This window comes from Micromonospora zamorensis (assembly GCF_900090275.1).
Lineage (GTDB): Bacteria > Actinomycetota > Actinomycetes > Mycobacteriales > Micromonosporaceae > Micromonospora > Micromonospora zamorensis.
Genome location: NZ_LT607755.1, coordinates 6,990,882 through 7,011,504 on the forward strand (window position 1 = coordinate 6,990,882; position 20,623 = coordinate 7,011,504).

At 71.9% G+C, this 20,623-nt stretch carries 24 protein-coding genes, 1 tRNA gene and 2 pseudogenes; 14 read left to right on the plus strand and 13 right to left on the minus strand.

Annotation, left to right across the window (positions count from 1 at the left end):
- From GA0070619_RS31595 to GA0070619_RS31610, 4 genes are read left to right on the plus strand one after another with little or no spacing between them, the layout of a single operon-like run.
- Nucleotides 1-1,203, plus strand: coding sequence for a hypothetical protein (locus GA0070619_RS31595; protein WP_088951388.1), 1,203 nt, complete (start codon nucleotides 1-3; stop codon nucleotides 1,201-1,203).
- Nucleotides 1,204-1,260: 57 nt separating this feature from the next.
- On the plus strand, nucleotides 1,261-2,133 hold the full coding sequence (locus tag GA0070619_RS31600; RefSeq protein WP_088951389.1) for a PHP domain-containing protein: 873 nt from the start codon (nucleotides 1,261-1,263) through the stop codon (nucleotides 2,131-2,133).
- A 40-nt stretch (nucleotides 2,134-2,173) separates the two neighbouring features.
- Nucleotides 2,174-2,788: a MarC family protein gene (locus tag GA0070619_RS31605; RefSeq protein WP_088951390.1), complete on the plus strand. Its 615-nt coding sequence runs from the start codon at nucleotides 2,174-2,176 to the stop codon at nucleotides 2,786-2,788.
- Nucleotides 2,789-2,832: 44 nt separating this feature from the next.
- Entirely contained in the window at nucleotides 2,833-3,753 is a 921-nt protein-coding gene (locus GA0070619_RS31610) for a RecB family exonuclease (RefSeq protein ID WP_088951391.1), read from the plus strand.
- A gap of 21 nt (nucleotides 3,754-3,774) precedes the next feature.
- On the opposite strand, the gene GA0070619_RS31615 is transcribed toward GA0070619_RS31610, so the two are convergent.
- Both GA0070619_RS31615 and GA0070619_RS31620 read right to left on the minus strand, forming a co-directional pair.
- Nucleotides 3,775-4,638, minus strand: a complete 864-nt coding sequence (locus GA0070619_RS31615; protein WP_088951392.1) for an oxygenase MpaB family protein — start codon at nucleotides 4,636-4,638, stop codon at nucleotides 3,775-3,777.
- Between the two features lie 135 nt (nucleotides 4,639-4,773).
- Nucleotides 4,774-5,202, minus strand: coding sequence for a Fur family transcriptional regulator (locus GA0070619_RS31620; protein ID WP_088951393.1), 429 nt, complete (start codon nucleotides 5,200-5,202; stop codon nucleotides 4,774-4,776).
- Between the two features lie 203 nt (nucleotides 5,203-5,405).
- Here GA0070619_RS31620 and GA0070619_RS31625 point away from each other — a divergent pair, with 203 nt between their 5' ends.
- The gene (locus tag GA0070619_RS31625) at nucleotides 5,406-5,888 is read left to right on the plus strand and encodes a DUF2231 domain-containing protein (protein WP_088952183.1); all 483 of its coding nucleotides are present in this window, start codon (nucleotides 5,406-5,408) and stop codon (nucleotides 5,886-5,888) included.
- A gap of 18 nt (nucleotides 5,889-5,906) precedes the next feature.
- On the opposite strand, the gene GA0070619_RS31630 is transcribed toward GA0070619_RS31625, so the two are convergent.
- Entirely contained in the window at nucleotides 5,907-6,323 is a 417-nt protein-coding gene (locus tag GA0070619_RS31630) for a hypothetical protein (protein ID WP_088951394.1), read from the minus strand.
- Between the two features lie 131 nt (nucleotides 6,324-6,454).
- Between GA0070619_RS31630 and GA0070619_RS31635 the strand changes: the two genes are divergently transcribed.
- Entirely contained in the window at nucleotides 6,455-6,637 is a 183-nt protein-coding gene (locus GA0070619_RS31635) for a hypothetical protein (protein WP_088952184.1), read from the plus strand.
- 21 nt (nucleotides 6,638-6,658) lie between these two features.
- Here the strand turns inward: GA0070619_RS31635 and GA0070619_RS33685 are convergent, their stop codons facing one another.
- Entirely contained in the window at nucleotides 6,659-7,321 is a 663-nt protein-coding gene (locus GA0070619_RS33685; RefSeq protein WP_231927206.1) for a flagellar biosynthesis protein FlgA, read from the minus strand.
- Nucleotides 7,322-7,653: 332 nt separating this feature from the next.
- Here GA0070619_RS33685 and GA0070619_RS33690 point away from each other — a divergent pair, with 332 nt between their 5' ends.
- On the plus strand, nucleotides 7,654-7,905 hold the full coding sequence (locus GA0070619_RS33690) for a hypothetical protein (RefSeq protein ID WP_231927534.1): 252 nt from the start codon (nucleotides 7,654-7,656) through the stop codon (nucleotides 7,903-7,905).
- 62 nt (nucleotides 7,906-7,967) lie between these two features.
- Here GA0070619_RS33690 and GA0070619_RS33695 read toward each other — a convergent pair.
- Both GA0070619_RS33695 and GA0070619_RS31655 read right to left on the minus strand, forming a co-directional pair.
- A pseudogene (locus tag GA0070619_RS33695) lies at nucleotides 7,968-8,126 on the minus strand (FmdB family zinc ribbon protein); the annotation flags it as partial.
- Nucleotides 8,123-8,773 (minus strand): 5-formyltetrahydrofolate cyclo-ligase, encoded by a 651-nt coding sequence (locus tag GA0070619_RS31655; RefSeq protein WP_414855619.1) that lies wholly within the window; start codon nucleotides 8,771-8,773, stop codon nucleotides 8,123-8,125. The pseudogene GA0070619_RS33695 and the gene GA0070619_RS31655, both read right to left, overlap by 4 nt.
- A gap of 112 nt (nucleotides 8,774-8,885) precedes the next feature.
- Between GA0070619_RS31655 and GA0070619_RS31660 the strand changes: the two genes are divergently transcribed.
- From GA0070619_RS31660 to GA0070619_RS31685, 6 genes are all read left to right on the plus strand, one after another.
- Nucleotides 8,886-11,198 carry a GGDEF domain-containing protein gene (locus GA0070619_RS31660; protein WP_088951397.1) on the plus strand — a complete coding sequence of 771 codons (2,313 nt, stop codon included), beginning with the start codon at nucleotides 8,886-8,888 and terminating at the stop codon, nucleotides 11,196-11,198.
- A 9-nt stretch (nucleotides 11,199-11,207) separates the two neighbouring features.
- Complete coding sequence (locus GA0070619_RS31665) at nucleotides 11,208-12,170, plus strand: UTP--glucose-1-phosphate uridylyltransferase (protein ID WP_088951398.1); 963 nt, start codon at nucleotides 11,208-11,210, stop codon at nucleotides 12,168-12,170.
- Nucleotides 12,167-13,480, plus strand: coding sequence for a molybdopterin molybdotransferase MoeA (locus GA0070619_RS31670; protein ID WP_088951399.1), 1,314 nt, complete (start codon nucleotides 12,167-12,169; stop codon nucleotides 13,478-13,480). The genes GA0070619_RS31665 and GA0070619_RS31670 overlap by 4 nt, the downstream gene beginning before the upstream one ends.
- A gap of 109 nt (nucleotides 13,481-13,589) precedes the next feature.
- A complete protein-coding gene (locus GA0070619_RS31675; RefSeq protein WP_088951400.1) occupies nucleotides 13,590-14,240 on the plus strand; it encodes a GNAT family N-acetyltransferase in 651 nt (216 codons plus the stop codon).
- 177 nt (nucleotides 14,241-14,417) lie between these two features.
- Nucleotides 14,418-15,200, plus strand: a complete 783-nt coding sequence (gene sepX / locus GA0070619_RS31680; protein WP_172862154.1) for a divisome protein SepX/GlpR — start codon at nucleotides 14,418-14,420, stop codon at nucleotides 15,198-15,200.
- Between the two features lie 358 nt (nucleotides 15,201-15,558).
- Nucleotides 15,559-15,635: transfer RNA gene (locus GA0070619_RS31685), tRNA-Ala, on the plus strand.
- Here the strand turns inward: GA0070619_RS31685 and GA0070619_RS33700 are convergent.
- The 3 genes from GA0070619_RS33700 to GA0070619_RS31700 form a co-directional block, all read right to left on the minus strand.
- Nucleotides 15,614-15,907, minus strand: a complete 294-nt coding sequence (locus GA0070619_RS33700; protein WP_231927207.1) for a hypothetical protein — start codon at nucleotides 15,905-15,907, stop codon at nucleotides 15,614-15,616. The two genes, GA0070619_RS31685 and GA0070619_RS33700, sit on opposite strands and share 22 nt — an antisense overlap.
- 122 nt (nucleotides 15,908-16,029) lie before the next feature.
- Nucleotides 16,030-16,593: an NADPH-dependent FMN reductase gene (locus GA0070619_RS31695; protein ID WP_088951402.1), complete on the minus strand. Its 564-nt coding sequence runs from the start codon at nucleotides 16,591-16,593 to the stop codon at nucleotides 16,030-16,032.
- A gap of 85 nt (nucleotides 16,594-16,678) precedes the next feature.
- Nucleotides 16,679-17,167: an SRPBCC domain-containing protein gene (locus GA0070619_RS31700; RefSeq protein ID WP_088951403.1), complete on the minus strand. Its 489-nt coding sequence runs from the start codon at nucleotides 17,165-17,167 to the stop codon at nucleotides 16,679-16,681.
- Nucleotides 17,168-17,306: 139 nt separating this feature from the next.
- Between GA0070619_RS31700 and GA0070619_RS31705 the strand changes: the two genes are divergently transcribed.
- Nucleotides 17,307-17,732: a winged helix-turn-helix transcriptional regulator gene (locus GA0070619_RS31705; protein WP_088951404.1), complete on the plus strand. Its 426-nt coding sequence runs from the start codon at nucleotides 17,307-17,309 to the stop codon at nucleotides 17,730-17,732.
- A gap of 302 nt (nucleotides 17,733-18,034) precedes the next feature.
- Here GA0070619_RS31705 and GA0070619_RS33705 read toward each other — a convergent pair whose 3' ends face one another.
- From GA0070619_RS33705 to GA0070619_RS31720, 4 genes and pseudogenes are all read right to left on the minus strand, one after another.
- Nucleotides 18,035-18,193 carry a hypothetical protein gene (locus GA0070619_RS33705; RefSeq protein ID WP_231927208.1) on the minus strand — a complete coding sequence of 53 codons (159 nt, stop codon included), beginning with the start codon at nucleotides 18,191-18,193 and terminating at the stop codon, nucleotides 18,035-18,037.
- A 3-nt stretch (nucleotides 18,194-18,196) separates the two neighbouring features.
- Nucleotides 18,197-18,247: pseudogene (locus GA0070619_RS34200) on the minus strand (hypothetical protein); the annotation flags it as partial.
- A gap of 171 nt (nucleotides 18,248-18,418) precedes the next feature.
- Entirely contained in the window at nucleotides 18,419-19,333 is a 915-nt protein-coding gene (locus GA0070619_RS31715; RefSeq protein ID WP_157744122.1) for a protease inhibitor I9 family protein, read from the minus strand.
- Nucleotides 19,334-19,702: 369 nt separating this feature from the next.
- On the minus strand, nucleotides 19,703-20,524 hold the full coding sequence (locus GA0070619_RS31720; protein WP_088951407.1) for a hypothetical protein: 822 nt from the start codon (nucleotides 20,522-20,524) through the stop codon (nucleotides 19,703-19,705).
- Nucleotides 20,525-20,623: the final 99 nt, after the last annotated feature.

Genomic DNA, 20,623 nt, shown 5'->3' on the forward strand with positions numbered 1-20,623 from the left:
GTGCGGCCTGACGAGCTGGAAGGTGCGGTGCGGGAGACCCTCTCGCACCAGGTCGCCCTTGCCCGCCCCCTCGCAGCCGACCCGGCGGGTCAGGCGATCCGCCGCGCGAACCGGATCCGTCGTCGGCGCACCGCAACCGGCCTCGCCCTCGCGGCGGCCGTCACCGTGCTGCTGAGCGCCGGGATGGCCCAGCTCGGTGCCGAGACCAGGCGGGACGGCGCGCCCATCGTGGTGATCGGTGACCCGGACCCGTCCAGCCGGCCGATCCCGACGGTCAGCGCCCCGGGCCCCGGCCCCTCGCCGGGAACGTCCGCGTCCCTGCTGGTGAGCGAGACGCTGGTCAGCGCCGACGGGAAGCGGCTGGTGCTACCCGACGTCGGGCCGGCCGAACACGCCCAGCTCCTGCCCGGCGGTACCGGTTGGTTGGTGGTCGGCACGGCGAGCACCGCCGGCCGATCCCTCTGGGTGGTGCAGAACGACGGCCTGGTGCAGGTCCTGCTGGCCGGGGCGGGCCCCATCGTCCTGGCACCGGACAGCCGCCAGGTCGCCTGGCGTGACGGCAGCGACCTGCTGGTGGCGGGGGTGGTCGGCACCCAGCTCATCGGCGCGGTTCGCACGCCCGCGCCCGCGGACGCCCAGCCCGTCCGGTTCGTCGGTGACAACGTGCTGGTCCGACTCGACCCCGCCAGCGCCGGCCACACCCTCTGGCGACCCGGCGCCGGGCCGCTGCCCGCGGCCGTCGACCGACAGACCCTCCACGTCTACGGAGCGCTGCCCGACGGGCGGCTGGTCGGCCAGATCGCCGCAACCGACCCGGGCGGGACCTGCCTGGCCGTGCTCGACCCGACGCGCCACCTGACCCCGGTGGACTCCGGCTGCGGGCCGGACCTCAGCGAGGACGGCGTCGGCGGAATCTCCGCCGACGGACAGTGGCTGCTGGTGAACGGACGGGTGGGCAAGGTCGACCGTGCCCTCCTGGTCGACCTGCGGCAACTCGGGCCGGTCACGACCGCCGTTCCGGCCGGACCGCCAATGACCGGCACGATCGTCTGGAACAACGACTCCCACGCCTCCTACCTCGACGAGGCCGGTGCACTGGTCCGGGTCGACCCCGCGCGGGTACGGGCAGGAGAGCCCGCCAACCCCGAGCCGGTGCCCGGCCTGCCCGCCGGGGAGCGGCCGGTCCTGGTGAGCAGCTTCTGACGCCGTCGGGACGACCTTCGCGAGGCGGGCTCGGCTATCCCTGGGTAGCGTCGTGCGGTGACCTCGCGTACCGGCGCCGCCCCGCGGATCGACCTGCACACCCACTCGACGGCCAGCGACGGCACGCTGACCCCGGCGGAGCTGGTCCGCGCGGCCGCCCAGGCCGGGCTGGACGTGCTGGCGATCACCGACCACGACACCACCGCCGGCTGGGCGCCGGCCGTCGGCGCGCTGCCGCCGGGACTACGCCTGGTCCGGGGGGCGGAGTTGTCCTGCCGCTGGTCCGGCACCGAGCCGGCGGTGCCGCTGCACCTGCTGGCGTACCTGTTCGACCCGGACCACCCGGAACTGGTCGCCGAGCTGGCCCGGGTGCGGGCCGCCCGGGAAGATCGCGGAGAACGGATCGTCGCGCTGTTGCGCGCCGACGGCATCGACGTGAGCTGGCCGGACATCCTGGCCGGAGCGGGCGGCGGCACTGTGGGCCGGCCGCACATCGCCCAGGCACTGATCCGGGTCGGCCTGGTCGGCAGCACCCGGGAGGCGTTCGGCCCGGACTGGCTGGGCGAGCGTTACCGGTTGCCCAAGGACGACATCGACGTGTTCCGGGCGATCCGGCTGGTGCGGTCGGCCGGCGGTGTGCCGGTCTTCGCCCATCCCCGGGCCACCCGACGCGGCCGGGTGGTGCCCGACGAGTTGATCGCCGAGCTGGCCGCCGCCGGGCTGGCCGGGCTCGAGGCCGACCACGAGGACCACAGCCCGGCCGAGCGTGCGCACGTGCGGGCGCTCGCCGCCGACCTGGGCCTCTTCGTCACCGGCTCCTCGGATTTCCACGGCACGCACAAGACCGTCCAGCTCGGCGAGTTCAGCACCAGCGTCGAGGCGTACGAGCGGATCGTCGCCGAAGGCGTGACCGAGGTCGCTTCCGGCTGATCCCCATTTTGGGGAATCTCAGCGCGGCTAGGTTGATCACGTGGATCTGAAGCTGTTTGGCGAGGTTTTCGTGACCCTGCTGGTGATCACCGACCCGCCGGGCATGATGCCGATCTTCCTGGCGTTGACCGGCCCGCTGCCCGCCCGCGACCGTAACCGGGCGGCCTGGCAGGCCGTCACGCTGGCGTTGGGCGTGATCGTGGTCTTCGCGGTGGCGGGGCAGACCCTGCTGGACTACCTGCACGTGGACCTGCCGGCGTTGCAGGCGGCCGGTGGGCTGCTGCTCGTACTCGTCGCCCTGGAGTTGCTGACCGGCAAGACCGACGGCCCGAGCTCGGAAGCCACCTCCAACATCGCCCTGGTGCCGCTGGGCACCCCGCTGCTGGCCGGCCCCGGTGCCATCGTGGCCACCATGCTCTTCGTCCAGCAGGCCGACGGATTGGCCGACTTCACCGCGATCGCCGTGGCGATCCTCGCCGTGATGCTCGCGGTCTGGATCGTCCTCCGCTTCTCCGGCGGCATCGTGAAGATCCTGCGTCCCGGCGGGATCGAGGTGCTGACCAGGATCGCCGGTCTGCTGCTGGCCGCGATCGCCGTGCAGCTCATCGCCGACGCGGTGTTCGCCTTCGTCACGCAGTACGTCAACATGACCTGACCGGCACACCAGCGGTGTCGGGGGTGGGTGGCAGGATCGCAGGCGTGCGACGATCCTCCTCAGCGGGACGGCCGGCGGCCGGTGGCCGGGCTCCCCAACAACGCGCCGGCGGTGCCGAGCAGCTCGGCTTCGAGGGCATGCCGGAGCGCCTGTTCGTCTGCACACCGAGCAAACTCGGCGCTTTCGCGGACTGCCCACGCCGCTACCGCTACTCCTACGTCGATCGGCCGACGCCACCCAAGGGCGCGCCGTGGGCGCACAACTCGCTCGGCGCCAGCGTGCACACCGCCCTGAAGAACTGGTATGCGTTGCCCGCCGACCGGCGTCGCCCCGAGGCGTTGGCCACCCTGCTCAAGGGCACCTGGGTCCGCGAGGGCTACCGCGACGACGAGCAGGAGCGGGCCGCCTACCGGCGGGCGTTGGGCTGGTTGGAGGCGTACGTCGAGACGCTGGAGGCCGACTCCGACCCGCTCGGCGTGGAGCGGGTGGTGGCGGTCAAGACCGCCGTGCTGGCGTTCAACGGTCGCGCCGACCGGATCGACTCCCGGCCCGGGCCAGAGGGGTCGGAGCTGGTCATCGTCGACTACAAGACCGGTCGCAGCGGGCTGGACACCGACGACGCGCGCGGTTCGCAGGCGTTGGCGCTCTACGCGTACGCGGCCGAGCGGGTGTTCCGGCGGCCGTGCCGTCGGGTGGAGCTGCACCACCTGCCGACCGGCACGGTCGCCGGCCACGACCACACCGTCGAGTCGCTGGCCCGGCAGTTGACCCGCGCGGAGGAGACGGCCCGCGACATCATGACCGCCGAACGGGCGGTCGCGGACGGCGCCGACGCGGACGAGGCGTTCCCGGTGGCACCCGGCCCGCGCTGCGGCTGGTGTGACTTCCGGCGGCACTGCCCGACCGGCGCGCAGGTGCCCGGCAAGGAACCATGGGCGGCCGTGGACCGGCACACCGACAGCTGAATCCCGGCGGCGGACGCCGGGTCAGCCGGCCAACGTGGTGGCAGCGTGACGCGCGGCCCGCTCTTTGGCGGCCAGAATCAACGGCCCCTCCAGATAGCGACGGGGCACGGCAGCGAACGCGAGCCGCAGGGCGCGCACGGACAGGTCCGCCGACAGGGCGGTGGTGGGCAGGCCCAGCCCGCCGTACATCCGACGAGCCCACCCCGGCAGCAGTCCGAACGCGGTGCCGGCGATCCCCAGGTACGCCCACCGCGGCGGGCCGAGGTTGAGCCCCAACCGGGCTGGCAGGCTGAGCTTCCACGGAAACGGCGGGGCGGTCAGGAAGATCGCCGTCTCGGCGGCCTCCCGGGTCATCCGCAGCTCCGGCCGTACGGCGCTGTAGTACTCCGCGACCTCGGCCGCGGTGCCCGGGACGGTGGCCGGGTCCAGGCCGACCAGAGCGGCGGACCGGCGCTGCTCGGTGTAATAGCCGTCCACCTCCTCGTCGGTGAGCGGCAGCCCGGCCCGCCGGGCCGTGCTGAGGAACGACTCGACCTCGGTGACGTGCACCCAGCGCAGCAGGTCCGGCTCGTCGATCCGGAACTCCTCGCCGGTGAGCGGATCGGTGGCCCGCAGCCGGTCGTGCAGCCGGCGCAGCCGGGCCCCGGCCGTCTCCGCCTCGGCGGTGGTCCCGTAGACGGTGGTCTCGACGTAGGTGGCGGTGCGGGCCAGACGACCCCAGGCGTCCGCGCGGTAGTTGCTGTTCTGCGCCACCCCGGCCATCGCCCGGGGATGCAACGCCTGGAGGTAGAGCGAGCGCAGGCCCGCGACGATCAGGATCGGCTCCTCGTGCACCTTCCACGTGACCGAACCCGGACCGAAGAGGCCGAGGTCATCGGAGTCCACCGTCCAAGAGTGCCACGGTCACCCCGACCTCGTCGGGCACGTCCCGTCGGTGCCGGCGGGTCAGACGTCGGCGGGTCGGACGTCGGCGGGTCGGACGTCGGCGGGTCAGACGTCGGGTGGTCAGACGTCGGGTGGTCAGACCTCGGCGGAGCGACGCGCCCGGCAGCCCGGGCAGAGACCCCAGAAGGTCACCTCCGCCTCGTCCACCTCGAACCCGTGCGACACGCTCGGCTCCAGACACGGCGCGCTGCCCACCGCGCAGTCGATGTCGGCGATCTCGCCGCAGCCCCGGCAGACCACGTGGTGGTGGTTGTCGCCGACGCGCGCCTCGTAACGCGCGGGACTGCCGGCCGGCTCGATCCGGCGGGACAACCCGGCCCGGGACAGGGCACCCAGCACGTCGTAGACCGCCTGGGTGGACACCGAGTCGAGGCGTTCACGGACCCGCCGGGTGATCTCGTCGACCTCCAGGTGACCGCCGCCGTCGAGCACGTCGAGCACCGCGAGGCGTGGCCGCGTGACACGCAGGCCCTTCGATCGCAGCAGCTCCTCGGCACCGGACATTGGCCAATGACAGCACGCGCGACCAGCATCGACAACCGTCGCCGGGCCCGGGTGGCCACCGACACAGCACGGCAAGATCGTGCTCACGACCCGGGACGGTGAACCCGATGGTCGCGTCGCACGTGTCTCCGGTCGAGAGCCTCGGGACGATCGGCGGACCGTACGCTGACCAACCCCTGACCGTGATCCACCTGGAGGATTCGATGTTCGAGGAGATCCTGGGTCTACCGGCACACGTCCTGGTGGTCCACGCGGTCGTCGTGTTCGTGCCGCTGCTGGCGGTGCTGGCCATCGCGTACGTCGGTCTGCCACGGTGGCGGCACCGGCTGGACTGGGCCCTGGGTCTCCTTGCCGTGGTCGCACCGGTGACCGCCTTCGTGGCCGTCAAGTCGGGAGAGGTGTTCACCGACGCGCTGGTCGCCCGGGGTTTCCAGGGGCAGATCCTCGACCAGATCTTCGAGCACTCCCGCTACGGCGACATCCTGTTCCGCATCGTCGTGCCGCTGGGAATCGGGGCCATCCTGCTGCTGGTCGTCACCAGCGGGCACCCCCGGGTGCCGCAGCTGCCGGCACTGGTCACTCCGGTGCTGGCGGTGGCGGTCGTGGCGCTGTCCATCGCCGCCCTGGTCTACGTCTACCTGACCGGGCACAGCGGCGCCGAGGCCGTCTGGGGCACCACCCTCTGACCTGCTCTGCCCGCCGCTCTAGAAGATGACCCGCGAGCAGAGCAGGCAGAACAGGACCACCAGCACCACAGCGGCCGCCGCGCCGAAACCGTAGGTGACCCGCTGCGAGCGCTGCTCGGCCGCGTCCAGGTCGGCCATGTCCTGCGGGGGCAGCCGCCGCGGCGGTGCCGGCTGAAGGTGTACGGGTGGACGCCAACCACTCGGCGGCGGCACGCTCGGCGGCGGCCCGGCGTACCCGCTCTGGGGTGGCCCGGCGTACCCGCTCGGGGGTGGGCCGGTGGGCACGCTCGGGGCTGGATCGGTGGGGCCGCTCGGGGGTGGGTTGGTGGGGCGGCTCGGCGGTGTGGTGGGGGGATGGTTCGGCACCGCGTCGGCACCGGTGCCGGGCCGTCGCCAGTAGTCGTCCGGGGTGCTGCCACCGCTGGGGGTCGTCACGCCGTCCGACGCTACCAACGTGGGGAGCGGGCGGGTCGTTTCTCACCGGCGTGCCACCGTCGGCGACAGTGCCCAGGAGCAGAGGGTCAACGACGTGGGGGAGGCACCCGGTTGCGCTAGTCTTGCCGCTCGTGAGCACCGAGGACCCCGGCAAGCAGGGCGTACGCGACGACGACGACCGCACCGTCGACCTGAGCGAAGACTTCGTGGTGCTGCCCGAGCAGACCTCCGACGACACCGACCGTGGCTGGGGCGAGCGGTCGGGTGGCAACGATGACTGGCTGCTCGCCGAACGCCCTCCGCACTGGGAGTGACCCCGCTGGTGCGGTGAGCGCTCAACCGCGTACGACGATGGCGAATCGAGTGCCCTCGGGGAGCCCGACGGCGCGTTTCGCCTGGTCGGGGCGGAGCGCCAGGTAGAGCGCCGAGGACCCGTCGGTCGCGTCGGCGCCCAGCACGTCCAGCACCAGCACCGCGGGCGCGAGCAACGTCGCCTCGGTGCCCGCCCCACCCGGTGTCGCGGCGAGCAGGTCGACCCGGGTCCCAGGGCGGGCCACCGCCAGCGCGGCCGGCTCGGCCAACCGGACCGGCACCCCGACAGCGCCACTGGGCAGCGGCAGCGGGCTGGTCCTCCCGCTCCCGGTGGTCGTGCCGTCCCGGCCAGTGCTGCCGTCTCCGGCGGTGCCGCTTCCGGTGGTCGAGCTGTCTCCGGCGGCTGCTCCGGTTGGCGGTGGCCCGGCCGTGTCGCTGTCACCGGTGGACCCTGCCCCACCGGGGTCGGTCGGCCCGCCCTCGTCGAACCGCCCGGCCGTGCCGTCGGCCCCCGTCGGCGCACGGGATGGCTCGGCCGTCGGCGGGCAACTGGTCGGGGTGTGCAGAATGGCAGCGGCCAGGCCGAGCAGTACGGCGACCAGACCGGCCCGGAGCAGGGTGCGCCCGCCGGGCAGGGTGAGCCGGCGCAGCGGACGCAATGCCCGCGCGGAATCTGGATCGCCCATCGTTGCTGCCGCCTCCCGTCCGAGGACGTCGCAGCGACACCCTCGGCGGCAGGTTAGGCCGTTCCAACAGCAGTTGGTCGGCCCTCGGCCGGCGCCTGTGGATAACCGGCCGGCCTGTGGACAACGCCCACCGGCCGGCCCGATTTGCTATGGCACGGCCTTGATCGACTCGACTTCAAGGAAGTCGGGGTGTCAGGGCAGCCGGGACAGGCCGGTTTCCGTAAACCCGAGTGGATCACGGGTCAGGCCGCCGGCTCAGGCCGGCGGCTCAGGCCGGCGGGGTCAAGCCGCCGGACTCAGGCCGACGGGGTCAGGACGCGGAGCTGGCCGCCGTGGACTTGCCGCCGCTCGACCCACCCGACGACGAGCCGCCAGAGGACCCACCAGAGGACCCACCGGACGACGAACCCGAACCCGAAGACGACCCGGAACCCGAGGACGATCCCGAACCGGAAGACGACCCCGACGAGGAGGAACCGGACGACCCCGAGCCCTCGCCTGAGGACGACTCGGACTTGCCGGGCTTGGTGGCCGTGCCGCCGGCCGTCGTCTCGGAGCCGGACGCCCGCGAGTCGGTGCGGTAGAAGCCCGAGCCCTTGAAGACGATGCCGACCGAGTTGAAGACCTTGCGCAGCCGCCCCTGACACGCCGGGCACTCGGTCAGCGGCTCGTCAGAGAAGGACTGCACCGCCTCGAGCTGCTCACCGCACGTGGTGCAGGCGTACTGGTACGTGGGCACGTTCTCCTCCGGATCTGGGCTCAGCCAGTTGGCACTCGACCTATTCGAGTGCCAATGGTGCGTCATCCGGCCCGGGTTCGTCCAGCGGACGTGTGGGGCGCGACACCATGCGCCGCACCCGGGCCGCCGTCAAGCGTACGCACTCCGTCGGCGGGTGTGACGACCGCGCGGACAAGCCGGTCGTGTGCCTCCGCCGGCAGCGCCTCGACCAGTTCCCCGTCGTGCAGAGGCACCACGGTCAGCGTCGACTCGGGCACCCGGGCGAGCGCGCGGTCGTACGAGCCGCCGCCGCGTCCGAGTCGCCGGCCGTGGTGGTCCACGGCGAGAGCCGGTACGACCACCAGCTCCGCGTCCGCCACGGCGGTCACCCCGAGGCGGGCGCCGGTCGGCTCCCGCATACCCCGACCGGCGGCGATCAGGTCCTCGGGCCCGGTATATGCCGCCCAGTCCAGATCGAGGTCGTCGAGGAGCACGGGCAGCAGCAGTTGGGCGTCGGTGGGCAACGCCGCCCGCAGTGCGTCCGGCAGGTCTGCGCCGCCCGGTTCGGAGCCGACCGGCACGTACGCCGTCATCCTGCGCGGGCGCAGTCTGCGTACCAGGGCGACCAGCTCGGCCTGCACGCGCCCGGCGGCGGCGGCCCGGGCGGGGCCGGGCAGCGAGCGGCGGCGGGCGAGCAGGTCGGCGCGGGCTTCCCGCTTCGCGGTACGGGTCACTTCCGCTTCATAAGAAAATTCCGGCACGCAACACTCCTGACGCAACGCCTCTCCCACGGTTGCACTGTGTCAGCATCGCAAGCAACGGAGGCGGAACTTCCGGGGGGACCGAGTGACGCTACGCGGGCGGTTGACAGCAGCCTTCCTCGTGGTGGTGCTCGGGCCGGTCCTGCTCGGCGCGCTGTTCGTCGCCTCCACGCTCGCGGCCGTCGACCGCAGCCGCTCCACCGAGCGCTTGGCGGTGGCGGCGTCCACAGTGCGTACCTCGGTCGACGCCCTCTGCCAGCAGCTGCGGGCCACCGCCGACGCGGTGGCGCTCACCGCCGAGCCGGCCGTCGGCGCCGCCCAACTGGTCGATCGAGGTCTGGCCGCCGCGGTGCTGATCACCGACCTGACCGGCGAGGTCAGCTACGTCTCGCCGGACGCGCCGCCGACCCCGTGGCGGGACTGCTCCGGCTCGACCACCGGTTCGGCCAGCCCCGTCCGGGCGCTGGCCGCCCACGTCGACCTGCGCGACCGCGCCGGCACGCTGCGGGGCACTGTGACCGCCGCGCAACTGGTCGACCCGGCCTTCGTGGCCCGGCTGGCGGCGGTGACCGGGGTGGCGGTCACCCTGCTCGACAGCGGAGCGAGCGCCGCGCGGGTCACCCACACCACAGAGTCCCGGGAGGTACGCGACGCGGTGCTGGCCGCCGCCAGCACCGTCGAAGGCGAGCGGGTCACCGAAACCACCGAGGGCCGGTACGTGCGGAGGATCGGGCCGTCCGACGAGCAGCCGCTGCCACTGGTGCTCTCCGTGCCCAGTGAACGGCCGCCGGGGCTGCACGCCACGCTGGTGGGGGTGGTCGTGCTGGCCGGGCTGCTCGCCGTGCTGACCGCCTGGCGGCTGGCCCGGGTGACCACCCGGCCGCTGGTGGAACTGGCCGGTGCGGTGGACCGGGTGGCCCAGGGTGACCTGACCGCCCGCGTGCCGGTCCGCAGCCGCGACGAGCTGGGTCGGCTGGCCGCCGCGTTCAACCGGATGACCCGGGAGACCGGCTCCTACGTCGCGGCGTTGACCAGCAACCGCGACCAGCTCCGTGGGCACCTCGCCGTGCTCGGCGACACCCTGGCCAGCACGCACGACCTGCAACGCATCCTGCGGGTGATCCTGCACAGCGCCATCGGCGCGACCGGCGCGCGCGCCGGCGCGGTGCTGCTGGTGGAGGCGGGCGGGGTGCTTGTCGCCCAGTGCACCGAAGGGCTGGACGGGCGGTGGCCGGAGGGCGACACGGACGGGTCGTCGACGCTTCGGGTGCCGGTGGGGGTCGGTGTGGTCGGTGCGGTCGCCGCCACCGGGGAACCACAGCGGGGCAGGGTGGAGCCGAGCGAGGTTCCGTCGGGTGAGCCGCGCTGTCGCACGTACGTCGCGGTCCCGTTCGCGGCCCCGGGCGGAGGCGCCGCGCCCACCCTCAGCGGGTCCGGCGACGAGGCCGGAGCGGCGGCGGCACTCGGCGTGCTGGCCCTGTACGACCGGCTGGGCGCCGACGAGTTCGACGACGACGACCTGGTCACCCTGCGCACCTTCGCCGGTCACGCGGCCGTGGCGGTGGACAACGTGCGGGTGCACGAGGAAGCGCAGCGGCTCTCGCTCACCGACCCGCTCACCGGCCTGTGGAACTACCGCTACCTGCGCGAGTCGATCCGGCGGGAGGTGGAACGGGCCAGCCGGTTCGGGCGGATGCTCAGCATCCTCGCGATGGACCTCGACCGCTTCAAGGACGTCAACGACACGTACGGGCACGCTGCGGGGGACACCGTGCTGGCCGAGTTCGCCCGGAGGGTGCGCGGCGAGATCCGCGAGGTCGACCTGGCCTTCCGTCAGGGCGGTGAGGAGTTCGTGCTGCTGCTGCCGGAGACCGACGCGCGGGGCGCGGCGATCGTGGCCGAGCGACTCGGCGCGGCGGTTCGCGAGACGCCGATCGCCGTCGAGGCGTACGCCGGGCCGGTCCTGGTGACCGTGTCGGTGGGCATCGCCGTCTACCCGGACAACGGCAGCACCGGGCGGGAGGTGCTGGAGGCCGCCGACGACGCGCTCTACGCAGCCAAGGCGGCCGGCCGCGACACGTACCGGGTCGCCGAGGTGCGCCCGGACGTGCCGACGCGGGAGATACCGGTGCTCGCCTGCGCGGTCAGTCCACCCGACGGGCTGCCGCGCGCCGGTCAACCCGCGCAGGTCATCCGGGAGCCGGGCGGGCCCGCCCGGTCGGAGCCGGCTGTGGGCGTACCGGAATCATCTGCGACGCACGCGCGGCCGGAACCGGCCGACGACGGCCCGGACAGCGCGACCGGCGGGGCGCGGGCCGGCCCGGACGCCGCGCGGCCGGGGCCGGGTGGCGGCGCGTCTTCTGGGCCACACCCGCCGCGACAGAGCCGTGGCCGATAGTCTCGCGGCATGTCGGAGCACTCAGCGAACCCCTCATCGACGGTCGCCGCAACTGGCCGTCCCCTGGCGGTCAAGGCCGTCATCCCGGCCGCCGGACTGGCCACCCGGTTCCTGCCAGCCACCAAGGCGGTGCCCAAGGAGCTGCTGCCGGTGGTGGATCGGCCGGTTCTGCAGTACATCGTCGAGGAGGCCACCCAGGCCGGCATCGGTGACGTGTTGCTGATCACCGGTCGGGGTAAGACGTCGATGGTGGACCACTTCGACCGTCGCCCAGACCTGGAGACCAGGCTGGAGGAGAAGGGTGACACCGAGCGGCTGGCCGCGGTGCGTCGCCCCAGTGAGCTGGCCGAGATCTACACCGTCCGGCAGCCCGAGCAGCTCGGGCTCGGCCACGCCGTCGGGTACGCCGAGTCGCACGTCGGCGACCAGCCCTTCGCGGTGCTGCTCGGCGACGAGTTCGTCAAGCCGTCGGAGCCGCTGCTGCCGGCGATGCTGGAGCTCCAGGCCCGCACCGGCGGTGTGGTGCTCGCCTTCTTCGAGGTCGACCCGGCCGAGACCAAGCGGTACGGCATCGCCTCCGTCGAGCCGGCCGAGTCGGAGCTGACCGACATCGGTGAGGTCGTCAAGGTGACCGGGATGGTGGAGAAGCCGCAGCCGGAGGACGCGCCGAGCAACCTCGCGGTGCTCGGCCGCTACGTGTTGCCGGGCAAGATCTTCGACGCGATCCGGCGGACCAAGCCGGGCAGCGGCGGCGAGATCCAGCTGACCGACGCGATGGAGTTGCTGCGCACCGAGGGCACCCCCGTGCACGCGATCGTCTACCGGGGCACCCGCTACGACACCGGCATGCCGCTGGGCTACCTGCAGACGGTGGTGCAGATCGCCGCCGAACGCGAGGACCTGGGCAGCGAGTTCCGCTCGTGGCTGGCCGACTTCGTCAAGGCCGACGCGGCGGGCGGATCTGGTACATGACCGCGACGGCCGACGCCGAGGCGGCCGCGAACGAGTTGACGCCGCTCGCCGACTACCTGGGCAGCGTGCTGCGCAGGTTACGCGCGCTGCCGCCACTCGACCTCGACCTCACCCAGGCGCACGGCAACGTCCTCGCCGAGGACGTCGTCGCGCCGCACGCCTTCCCGGCCTTCGACCAGGCTGCCGTGGACGGCTACGCGGCCCGCTGGGAGGACATTTCCGGAGGGGGTCGGGGCCCGAGCTACGTCCCGGCCCCCTCCGGCACGCCCGGCGGCCGGACCATCCGGCTCAACGTGGTGGGCGATCTGGGTGCCGCGAGCTGGCGGCCGGTCCGGCTCACCCCGGGTTCGTGCTTCTCGGTGGCCGCCGGAGCGCCGCTGCCGGTCGCCGCGGACGTGGTGGTTCCGGTGGAGTGGACCGACCAGGGCATGGCCGCTGTGGAGATCTTCCGCACCCCCAAACGGGGGTACGGGGTACGCCGAGCCGGTGAGGAACTGCCCGTCGGCACTCTGCTCGCCCGCGCCGGCACGTACGTCTCGCCGGCCCTGGTCGCGGTCTTCGCCGCCACCGGCATCGGGCATGTGGTGGTCCGGCCCAGCCCACGGGTGGTCATCGTGGCCACCGGCGACGAACTGGTCGACGTGGGTCGGGGCAGTCAGCCCGGGCAGGTGGTGGACGCGAACTCGCACGCGTTGACCGCCGCCGCGGCCGAGGTGGGCGCACTGGCGTACCGGGTGGGGATCTGCGACGACGACCCGGAGGGGCTGCGCGGGCTGCTGGAGGACCAGACCCTGCGCGCCGACCTGATCATCACCACCGGGGGCACCGGCACCGGCCCCGGAGACATGGTGCGCCGGATCCTGTCCCGCCGCGAGGGCGGCCGGGCCGGGCCGGTCACGTTCACCGACGTGGCGCTCTATCCCGGCACCGCGCTCGGGTTCGGCACCGTCGGCGCCGAGGAGGTGCCGGTGGTCTGCCTGCCCGGCGACCCGGGCGCTGCGCTGATCGGTTTCGAGGTGCTGGCCCGCCCCGCCATCCAACTGCTCGCCGGCGCCGAGCCGGTATTCCGACCCAGCGTGCGGGCGCACCTGCTGGAGACCGTGTCGTCGCCGACGGGGCTGCGCGAGTTCCGGCCGGCGCACGTCGCCGAGCGACGCGGCGGTGGATACACGGTCCAGCCTCTCAGCGGTGGGCCGTTCACGCTCTCCGGGCTGGCCGAGGCGAACGGCCTGCTGGTGCTCGGCGAGCGGGTAACCACGGCCGCCGCCGGTTCCACGGTGGACGTCCTGCTGTTGGACCGCCGCCGGTGACGGTGACCCGGTCGATCCGCCGGCTGGCCACTCGGGCGCCGCGCGGTCATCGGGTCCACGCGGTGGGTCCACTTGCGCGCGACACGGTCCCGCGCGGGAGACTGTGCGGGTGAGTCTCTTCGGACCCCCGCGGGCACCGGGCTGGCCGGTGGAGTTGGCGGACGGCCCGGTGTTGCTGCGGCCCTACCGGCGCTCCGACGCGGCGGCATGGTCGGAGATACGGCGGGCCAACCGGGCCTGGCTGGCACCCTGGGAATCATCGCTGCCCGGCGCCTGGGACGACCTCAACTCGCCGGCCGCGTTCCGCTGGGTGCACCGTGACCAGCGTCGTTCCGCCCGTGAGGGTGAGGGAATGCCGTTCGCGGTCTGTCTGCGCGAGGCCGACCGGGACCGGCTGGTCGGGCACATCAACGTGGGCAGCATCGTGCGGCGGGCGCTCTGCTCCGGCTACGTCGGCTACTGGGTGGACGCCCGGGTCGCCGGCCGAGGTGTGATCCCGACGGCGCTCGCGCTCGCCGTGGACCACGCGTTCGGCCCGGGCGGGCTGCACCGGGTGGAGGTCAACATCCGTCCGGAGAACCGGCCGTCCCGGCGGGTGGTGGAGAAACTGGGCTTCCGCGAGGAGTCGTACCACGTGCGCTACATGCACATCGACGGCGCTTGGCGTGACCACATCGGATACGCGATGACGAGCGAGGAGATCGCCGCCGAGGGCGGCCTGTTGGCCCGCTGGCACCGGGTACGCGCCAACGCCCGCTGAGTCGTCCCACGGGCGGGATCGGCGCGGCGCGGTGGCATCCCGGTCGGCGCGCCGTAACCTCAAGTAACTGCAAGCTGCGGCAAGCGCTCCCCGGCCGGACGATCCACGCACCAAGGCGCGATCGGTGGAAGATCCTGCGGTTCGGTGGCGGTTGCGACGAATTCGGTGACGGGAGGGGTGAGGGTGCCGACCTCGGTGCTCCTCGCCGTCCTCGCCGCCGCCGGCCTGCTCGCCCTGGCCCCGGCGCTGGTCCGCCGGTACGACGCCACCGAGCGGCTGGTGGCGGAGCGGGCGCAGTCGACGGCGCGGGTGCTCCAGCGCCGCCGACGGCGCCGCACTGTGCCCGGACGGCAACCCGTCCACCCACCGCGCTCGCTGGTCGTCACCCTCAGTGAGAACGCGACTACGGGGGTGTTGGGTGCGCCGGTCTCCGCGCCCCCAGCCGCCCGCCGCTCCGGTCGGCTGCGCGCCGTGCCACCCGCACCCAAGGGGTCCCGCCGCCGCCCGCCGCCGCGCCGACAGCACACCCCCGCCGTGTACCGGCGCCGGCGGGTGCTCGCCGCGCTGCTGCTCCTCAACGTCGTCGAGCTGGTCGGCGTGCTGTTCGTCAGCCCCGGCTTCTGGATCGGCTTCTCGGTCACCTTCCTGCTCCTGGCCACGTACGTCGTCCACCTGCGCGGTCAGGCCCTCGCTGGGCGTCGTCGCCGCCGCGCCCGGGCCCGCGAGGCGGCCTGGTTGGCCGCCCGGCAGGCCGAGGTGCGCCGGGAACAGGCCCGCCGGGCGGCGGCCCGCCGGGAGGCGCAACGCCGCCTGGCCGCCCAGCGCGAGGGGGTACGCCGAGCCGCGATGGGCCTGGACCGCCCGGGAGACCTGCCGGCGGCAGTCAACGGTGGGTCGGTCTCGTACCGGCGCTCGGGCGGCCTACGCGGACGCCCCTACGAGGCCGGCCGCGGCGCCTGAGCCGGCGACGGCCGGGCGTGGCCTGGCCGCGCGTGGCCTGGCCTCGTCGGGCCTGGCCTGGCGTGGTCGGGCGCGGCCTGGCGCGGGCCTGGCCTGGTCGGGCGTGGCGTGGTCGGGCGTGGCCTGGCCCGACTCGGCCTGGTTCGGTCGTGCTCCCGGCTTGATCGACTCGGGTTTCTGGAAGTCGGGGTGTCGTGGCGTCCCGGATGCCCCGATTTTCGGGAAGGCGAGTGGATCAAGCCGGAGGGTCGGAGCGCCGCGCCGGGGGCGGATTCGCGGTGGGGACCGACGACCTGTTAGCCTTGCTGCCGGCCCGCCCGGTGTAAGCCGGGTGGGACCGAAGCCGGTTCGCCGGCGGGGGGCTGTGGCGCAGACTGGTAGCGCACCTCGTTCGCATCGAGGGGGTCAGGGGTTCAAATCCCCTCAGCTCCACCACGAAACAGCAGGTCAAACGGTGGGTTCTCGTTCAACGGGAACCCACCGTTGATCGTTTGACCGTCGTTTGACCGCCGGACGGAGCCCCAGACCGTGGCATGGGGCAATGTCGAACGACGCCGCGACTGGGCCAGGCTCAACTCGAGGGTCAGGTCCACCTCCCGCGCCTCCCCGGCGGCGAGCCGCCGCACGATCCGCAGCCGAGTCTCATCCGCGAACGACCGGAACAGGGCCACGGCTGGGGTCAGCCCGGCCACGACATTCGCGGTCACGCACTCTCCGTCATTCATCGCCCTGGTTGGTCAAGCATCTGGATCCGTTTGCGGAGGCTGTCGGGACGGTCAGGCCATCGCCTGGGCGGCGGCCTGACCGTCATCGTGAGCGGTCTGAGTGGTCAGGGTCGGCGCAGTGGTGCGAGCGCGTCGGCCCAGGCGGTCACCTCGGTGAAGAGTTGGTGGAGCGTGGTGTTGTGGCGGCCGTCGGGGGTGAACGTGGTGAAGCCGACGAAGTCGGTGGCGAGTGACAGGCTGACCTGGGTGCGTACGCCGGCGAGTTGAAGACCTGCCGTGATGAGGCGCAGGTGTTCGGCCGCGCGGGCGCCGCCGACGTTGCTGCCGTAGGAGACGAAGCCCACCGCCTTGTTGTTCCACTCGCCGTAGAGGTAGTCGATGGCGTTCTTCAACGCCGCGGGGATCGATCGGTTGTACTCCGGGGTGACGAAGACGTATCCGTCGAACTCGGCGATCTTGGTGCTCCACTTCCTTGTGTGTGCGTGGGAGTAGGAGCCGAGTAGCGGTGACTGGGGCTCGTCGAAGATCGGCAGACCGTAGTCCTCGATGTCCACCAACTCGACATCGATGCCGTCGTGCTGGCCGCCCTGCTCAGCTACCCACTCGGCCACTTGGTGACCGACCCGGCCGGGCCGGGTACTGCCGAGGATGATCCCGATGTTCGTCATGCGTCGTCCGTTCCTGCTGATCCGAGGATTACTGACGGTCGAGAACTTGTGTTGCGCGAATCAGTACCTCCATCCGACGAGCGCTTCACTGCCGTTGCTGACGCCGGCGTCCGGATCGCAGCGCGGCGTCGAGGCCGTTCAGCCGCAGCACACTTGCGCCGCGTAGGTGCGCCAGGTCCACACTGCCGTCGCCCTCGTATCTGAGAAACGTCACCTGTTCGGTCCATTCCAGGCGGGTTCCGTCCGTTTCGGCGTCGAGCCGAACAGTGACCAGCGAGGTCCATCGCAGTTCGCCGTCGACGACGGCCTCGTAGCCGTAGACGATCCGGTGGATGCCCGCGATGTCGATGTATCGCGACCGGTACTCCAGCCGTTCGGGCGCGGTGTCCAGCCCGGTGTAGGTGCTGCGCGCCGTCTCGCCTCCGCCCACCCGGAAGTCGTGTTCGTAGGAGGCCTCGCTGCCGGGGAGCCGAAACCACCGCCGCCTGATCGCGGTGTCGGCAAACGCGGTGAAGACCTCGCCCGGTGGTACGTCGAGGTGCCGCGAGATCGTGAAGGTGTCGTGCCGGACCATGCTGTCCTCCCGCTGTCACGACCACGAAGGGGTGGCCGCACGTCAGTTACGATCAGTAAGAAACGTGCGCCCAAGGGTTTTAGTCCGGCTCTCCGATACGCACTTAAAAGTCAGCTACTGACGCATGAGGAACAAAGCCATGACGCACTTGCGTGGTGCCGAACTCGCGCAGCGCGGGGTCGCGCCGGACTGCGTCCAGACGATCGAGCTCGTCCGCGACGTGCTGGCGCGGGTGGGCGACAAGTGGACGCTGCTGACCATTACGGTCCTGGCGTCCGGCCCGCTGCGCTTCACCGCGCTGCACGAGCAGGTCGCCGGCATCTCCCAGCGGATGCTCAGCCAGACACTGCGCGCCCTCACCCGCGACGGGTTGGTGACCAGGACCGCGTACCCGGAAGTACCTCCGAGGGTTGAATATGCCCTGACACCGCTCGGCCGCTCACTGAGCGAGGCCGTGGACGGACTCGTGCACTGGGTTCGTAGCCACCAGGGCGACATCGTCCGTAACCGCGACGATTTCGACCAGACACCGGCCGCGAAGACAACCGCCTCGCCCCACGCATAGCCGCGACCTGTCATTCGCGACCGCCGCATCGCGAATCCAGTCGACCGTTCTCCCGTACCGGCCGCAGTCGGCCGCTCGGCGTTGACCGGTGAGCGACACCGACGCGATCCACTCGATCGGCGGCACGCCGCCGACCCTTCGCGCGTTGGTGGTAAGCGCCGCTCGGGCGTGCTCGGACAGGCAGCCAGCCTCTCGTTCGCATCGAGGGGGTCAGGGGTTCAAATCCCCTCAGCTCCACCAGCACGACGTACTACCTGGGGAAACCCGCCGACCAAGATCGGCGGGCACAGATCCGGCACAAATCAGCGAGAATTCGAGGCCTTCGGGCCTCGTTTTCGTTTGGCGCTCGCGTCGCGCAGGGCCCTGCTGATGATGTTGCGGCGGGGGTCCTTCTTCGGCCACCAGTGGACGTAGGTTTCCAGCGTGATCCGCAGGCTGGAGTGCCGCAGCGCGTTCTGCACGTCGGTGGGATCGGCACCCGAGGTGATCAGGCGGGTGGCGAAGTAGTGCCGCAGAGAGTGGAAGGTGCCCTCATCGGGCCAACCGGCCGCGTCGCGTCAGGTCCGCCGCGAGGGTGACACTGAGCGCCTAGGCGCACTCACATGCCCGAGAACAGCGCATCGTCGGCTGCAAGCGCATTCCGCCCATCATCGTGGCGGAGTCAGACATCAAGCCCAGCCGCACGATCAGTCGTCCAGTTCGACAGTCGCATTGTCCTCGATCTGCACTACGTCGGGGTCCCGGCGCAGAGTTCGAACCTGAGCGTCAGTCATGTCGGCGGAGAAGCTGTTGATGAAGTCGAACACTCTGCTCGGGGAGACCCCGGCTCGCGCGGCGACGGTGAGCGGATCACCGCTGCAACGAACGAGGACTATGTACTCACCATCGACGCGCCGTTCCTGTGGAGCACGGAAATGCGGTGCAAGCCGTTCGGGGTCGGGCTCGACGCGATCGATGTCGGAGTCTTCGGAAAGTGCCGGAACCCCGGCCCTCGGCGACTGTTCCAACTGCAGGCCGGTGAGCCTGGCGCCGAATCCCCAAGAGGCGCCGATGCGGTACAAGCTGTTGGGCGAAAGCTGGTGCCGACTGAGTATTTGATAGGGATCGGTTCCCGGCTTGACGATGACGAGGTAGTCGTTCCCAGCGGAGCGCCTCGCATATAGCGCCTCCAACGAGTGCGGCTCGGGTTCTGACTCGTTCTCGATGGCGTTCAGCATGGCGGTGGGGTCGTAGCCGCGCTCGCGCGCCTTGATGACGAGATGCGCCGGAGGGCGGCGGCGCAGCTGCGCGTACGCGAACGTCCCCCTCGACTTGTGCATGTCTTCGAGGCTCAATTCGTCCAACGGGTGCCAGGGCTGATAGGCGTTGGGATATTCGGCCCGCAACGAGTCATGGTCTGCCGGCAGATCCTGCACCGCGACCCTGATCGAACGCACCGAGCGCGTCGGAAGACTCGCCGACCCGCCAGCCGGATCACGGACGAAGACGAAGTCCGGTGTCATTGTCACGAAATGGGCCGGGTACGACCGAACCTCGCCATCTTCCTGCTCGATCTCCACGATGTACGGCAGATACACCGTCGGATCCGGCCACTCCGTCATCAGTGCCTCCCCTGTGAACCCCATTTCGACCGGTTGGCGGTGGTGGTCACCGACCGCTCCGCTTCATCAGGAAGCCCATCACGGCGGATTTCGAGCGAATCTTTCAGCGGTCTGCCGCACGGACTTACCCGATGACGTGATGATGCCACGCAGGCGCCCTCATGCCGCGATGCGCGCCCCTGTCGCGGACCGTGAGGGCCTGCACGAGATCAGCGCAGGGGACGTCGAGGCGGCGTCAGGGCTGCACCGTTTGCTGGGCGAACACGCTGACGCCGCCCGGCACGGACCTCTCGACTCGACGCAGGAGCGGGCGTGGAGCCAGGTGTGGGCGAGCCGGCCGGATTACCGCCCGCCATCCAGCTCGCCAGGTCAGGTCCACCTCAGCCTGGCGAGTTCTGCCCGGAACTCCTTCAGGCTGAAAGTCCCGCCCTCGGCGGGCGTCAGCCTCAGCGAGTACGTCACGTCCCCGACCTCCCACTGCACCTGCCAGGAGCGTTCCGGCCTGCCGGTGATGGTGCCCTCGCGTGAGCCGATGGAGACGGTGCCGACGGCTGCCGAGGATTCCCCTCCGACCGTGCGGCCCGCACCCGTGAACAGTGTCGAGCCGTTCGGGCCGTTGTAGCCCTGACACAAGCCCTCGTCGCATTGACTCGAATGTGGACTCCATCTCTTGTCGGAGGCCAGGTCCGGCAGCTCGCGTTCGGAGAAGGTCGGTGGTGGCAGCGCACTGGCGGCGTCGCGGAGGACCCGATCGCCGAGGGGCTTCTGAAGCGACACGACGAGGGGCATCCGGATGCCGCTGGTCGAGCAGTCGTTGGCGTCGATGATGCGACCGTTGACCGCGACGACGACCTGGGTGTCCGTCTGCTCGGTGACCGTGGCCTGTGGTTGCACGACATCCTTGCAGCGCATGTCGCCGGGGCTGGCGTACACGGTGATGGTGGTGTCGTTGCGGGCGACCAGCGCCGCATTCCAGCCGATGGCCGACGTCACTGGCGGCGCTGCGGCCGGCGCCGTGTTCGCGGCCGGGGGTTGGGTCGTGGCCTGGTCGGGCACGCGGCGGCTGAGGAGGATGCCGCCAACGAGCGCGAGGGCGACGGTGACGCCCACCGCCGTGCCAACGACCCTCCGGTGATGGTCGACGTGATGCTCGCTGCCATTGCTCTTGGCGGGCCGTTCGTCGGTCTGCACAGCTTCCGTCCCCCCTGCCGCGACACGCGGAAACGGATCGTACGTGAGCATCCGCTGCTCCCGGGTCCCCTCGGATCGGCAGGTGGTCGACCACCCCTA

Coding starts and splice junctions, on each gene's coding strand:
- GA0070619_RS31700 (WP_088951403.1), bottom strand. CDS start 17,167: ATGGTCCGGCACGACACCTTCACGATCTCGCGGCACCTCGACGTACCA.
- GA0070619_RS31695 (WP_088951402.1), bottom strand. CDS start 16,593: ATGACGAACATCGGGATCATCCTCGGCAGTACCCGGCCCGGCCGGGTC.
- GA0070619_RS31665 (WP_088951398.1), top strand. CDS start 11,208: ATGTCGGAGCACTCAGCGAACCCCTCATCGACGGTCGCCGCAACTGGC.
- GA0070619_RS31625 (WP_088952183.1), top strand. CDS start 5,406: ATGTTCGAGGAGATCCTGGGTCTACCGGCACACGTCCTGGTGGTCCAC.
- GA0070619_RS31715 (WP_157744122.1), bottom strand. CDS start 19,333: ATGACGGAGTGGCCGGATCCGACGGTGTATCTGCCGTACATCGTGGAG.
- GA0070619_RS31620 (WP_088951393.1), bottom strand. CDS start 5,202: ATGTCCGGTGCCGAGGAGCTGCTGCGATCGAAGGGCCTGCGTGTCACG.
- GA0070619_RS31705 (WP_088951404.1), top strand. CDS start 17,307: ATGACGCACTTGCGTGGTGCCGAACTCGCGCAGCGCGGGGTCGCGCCG.
- GA0070619_RS31670 (WP_088951399.1), top strand. CDS start 12,167: ATGACCGCGACGGCCGACGCCGAGGCGGCCGCGAACGAGTTGACGCCG.
- GA0070619_RS33685 (WP_231927206.1), bottom strand. CDS start 7,321: ATGGGCGATCCAGATTCCGCGCGGGCATTGCGTCCGCTGCGCCGGCTC.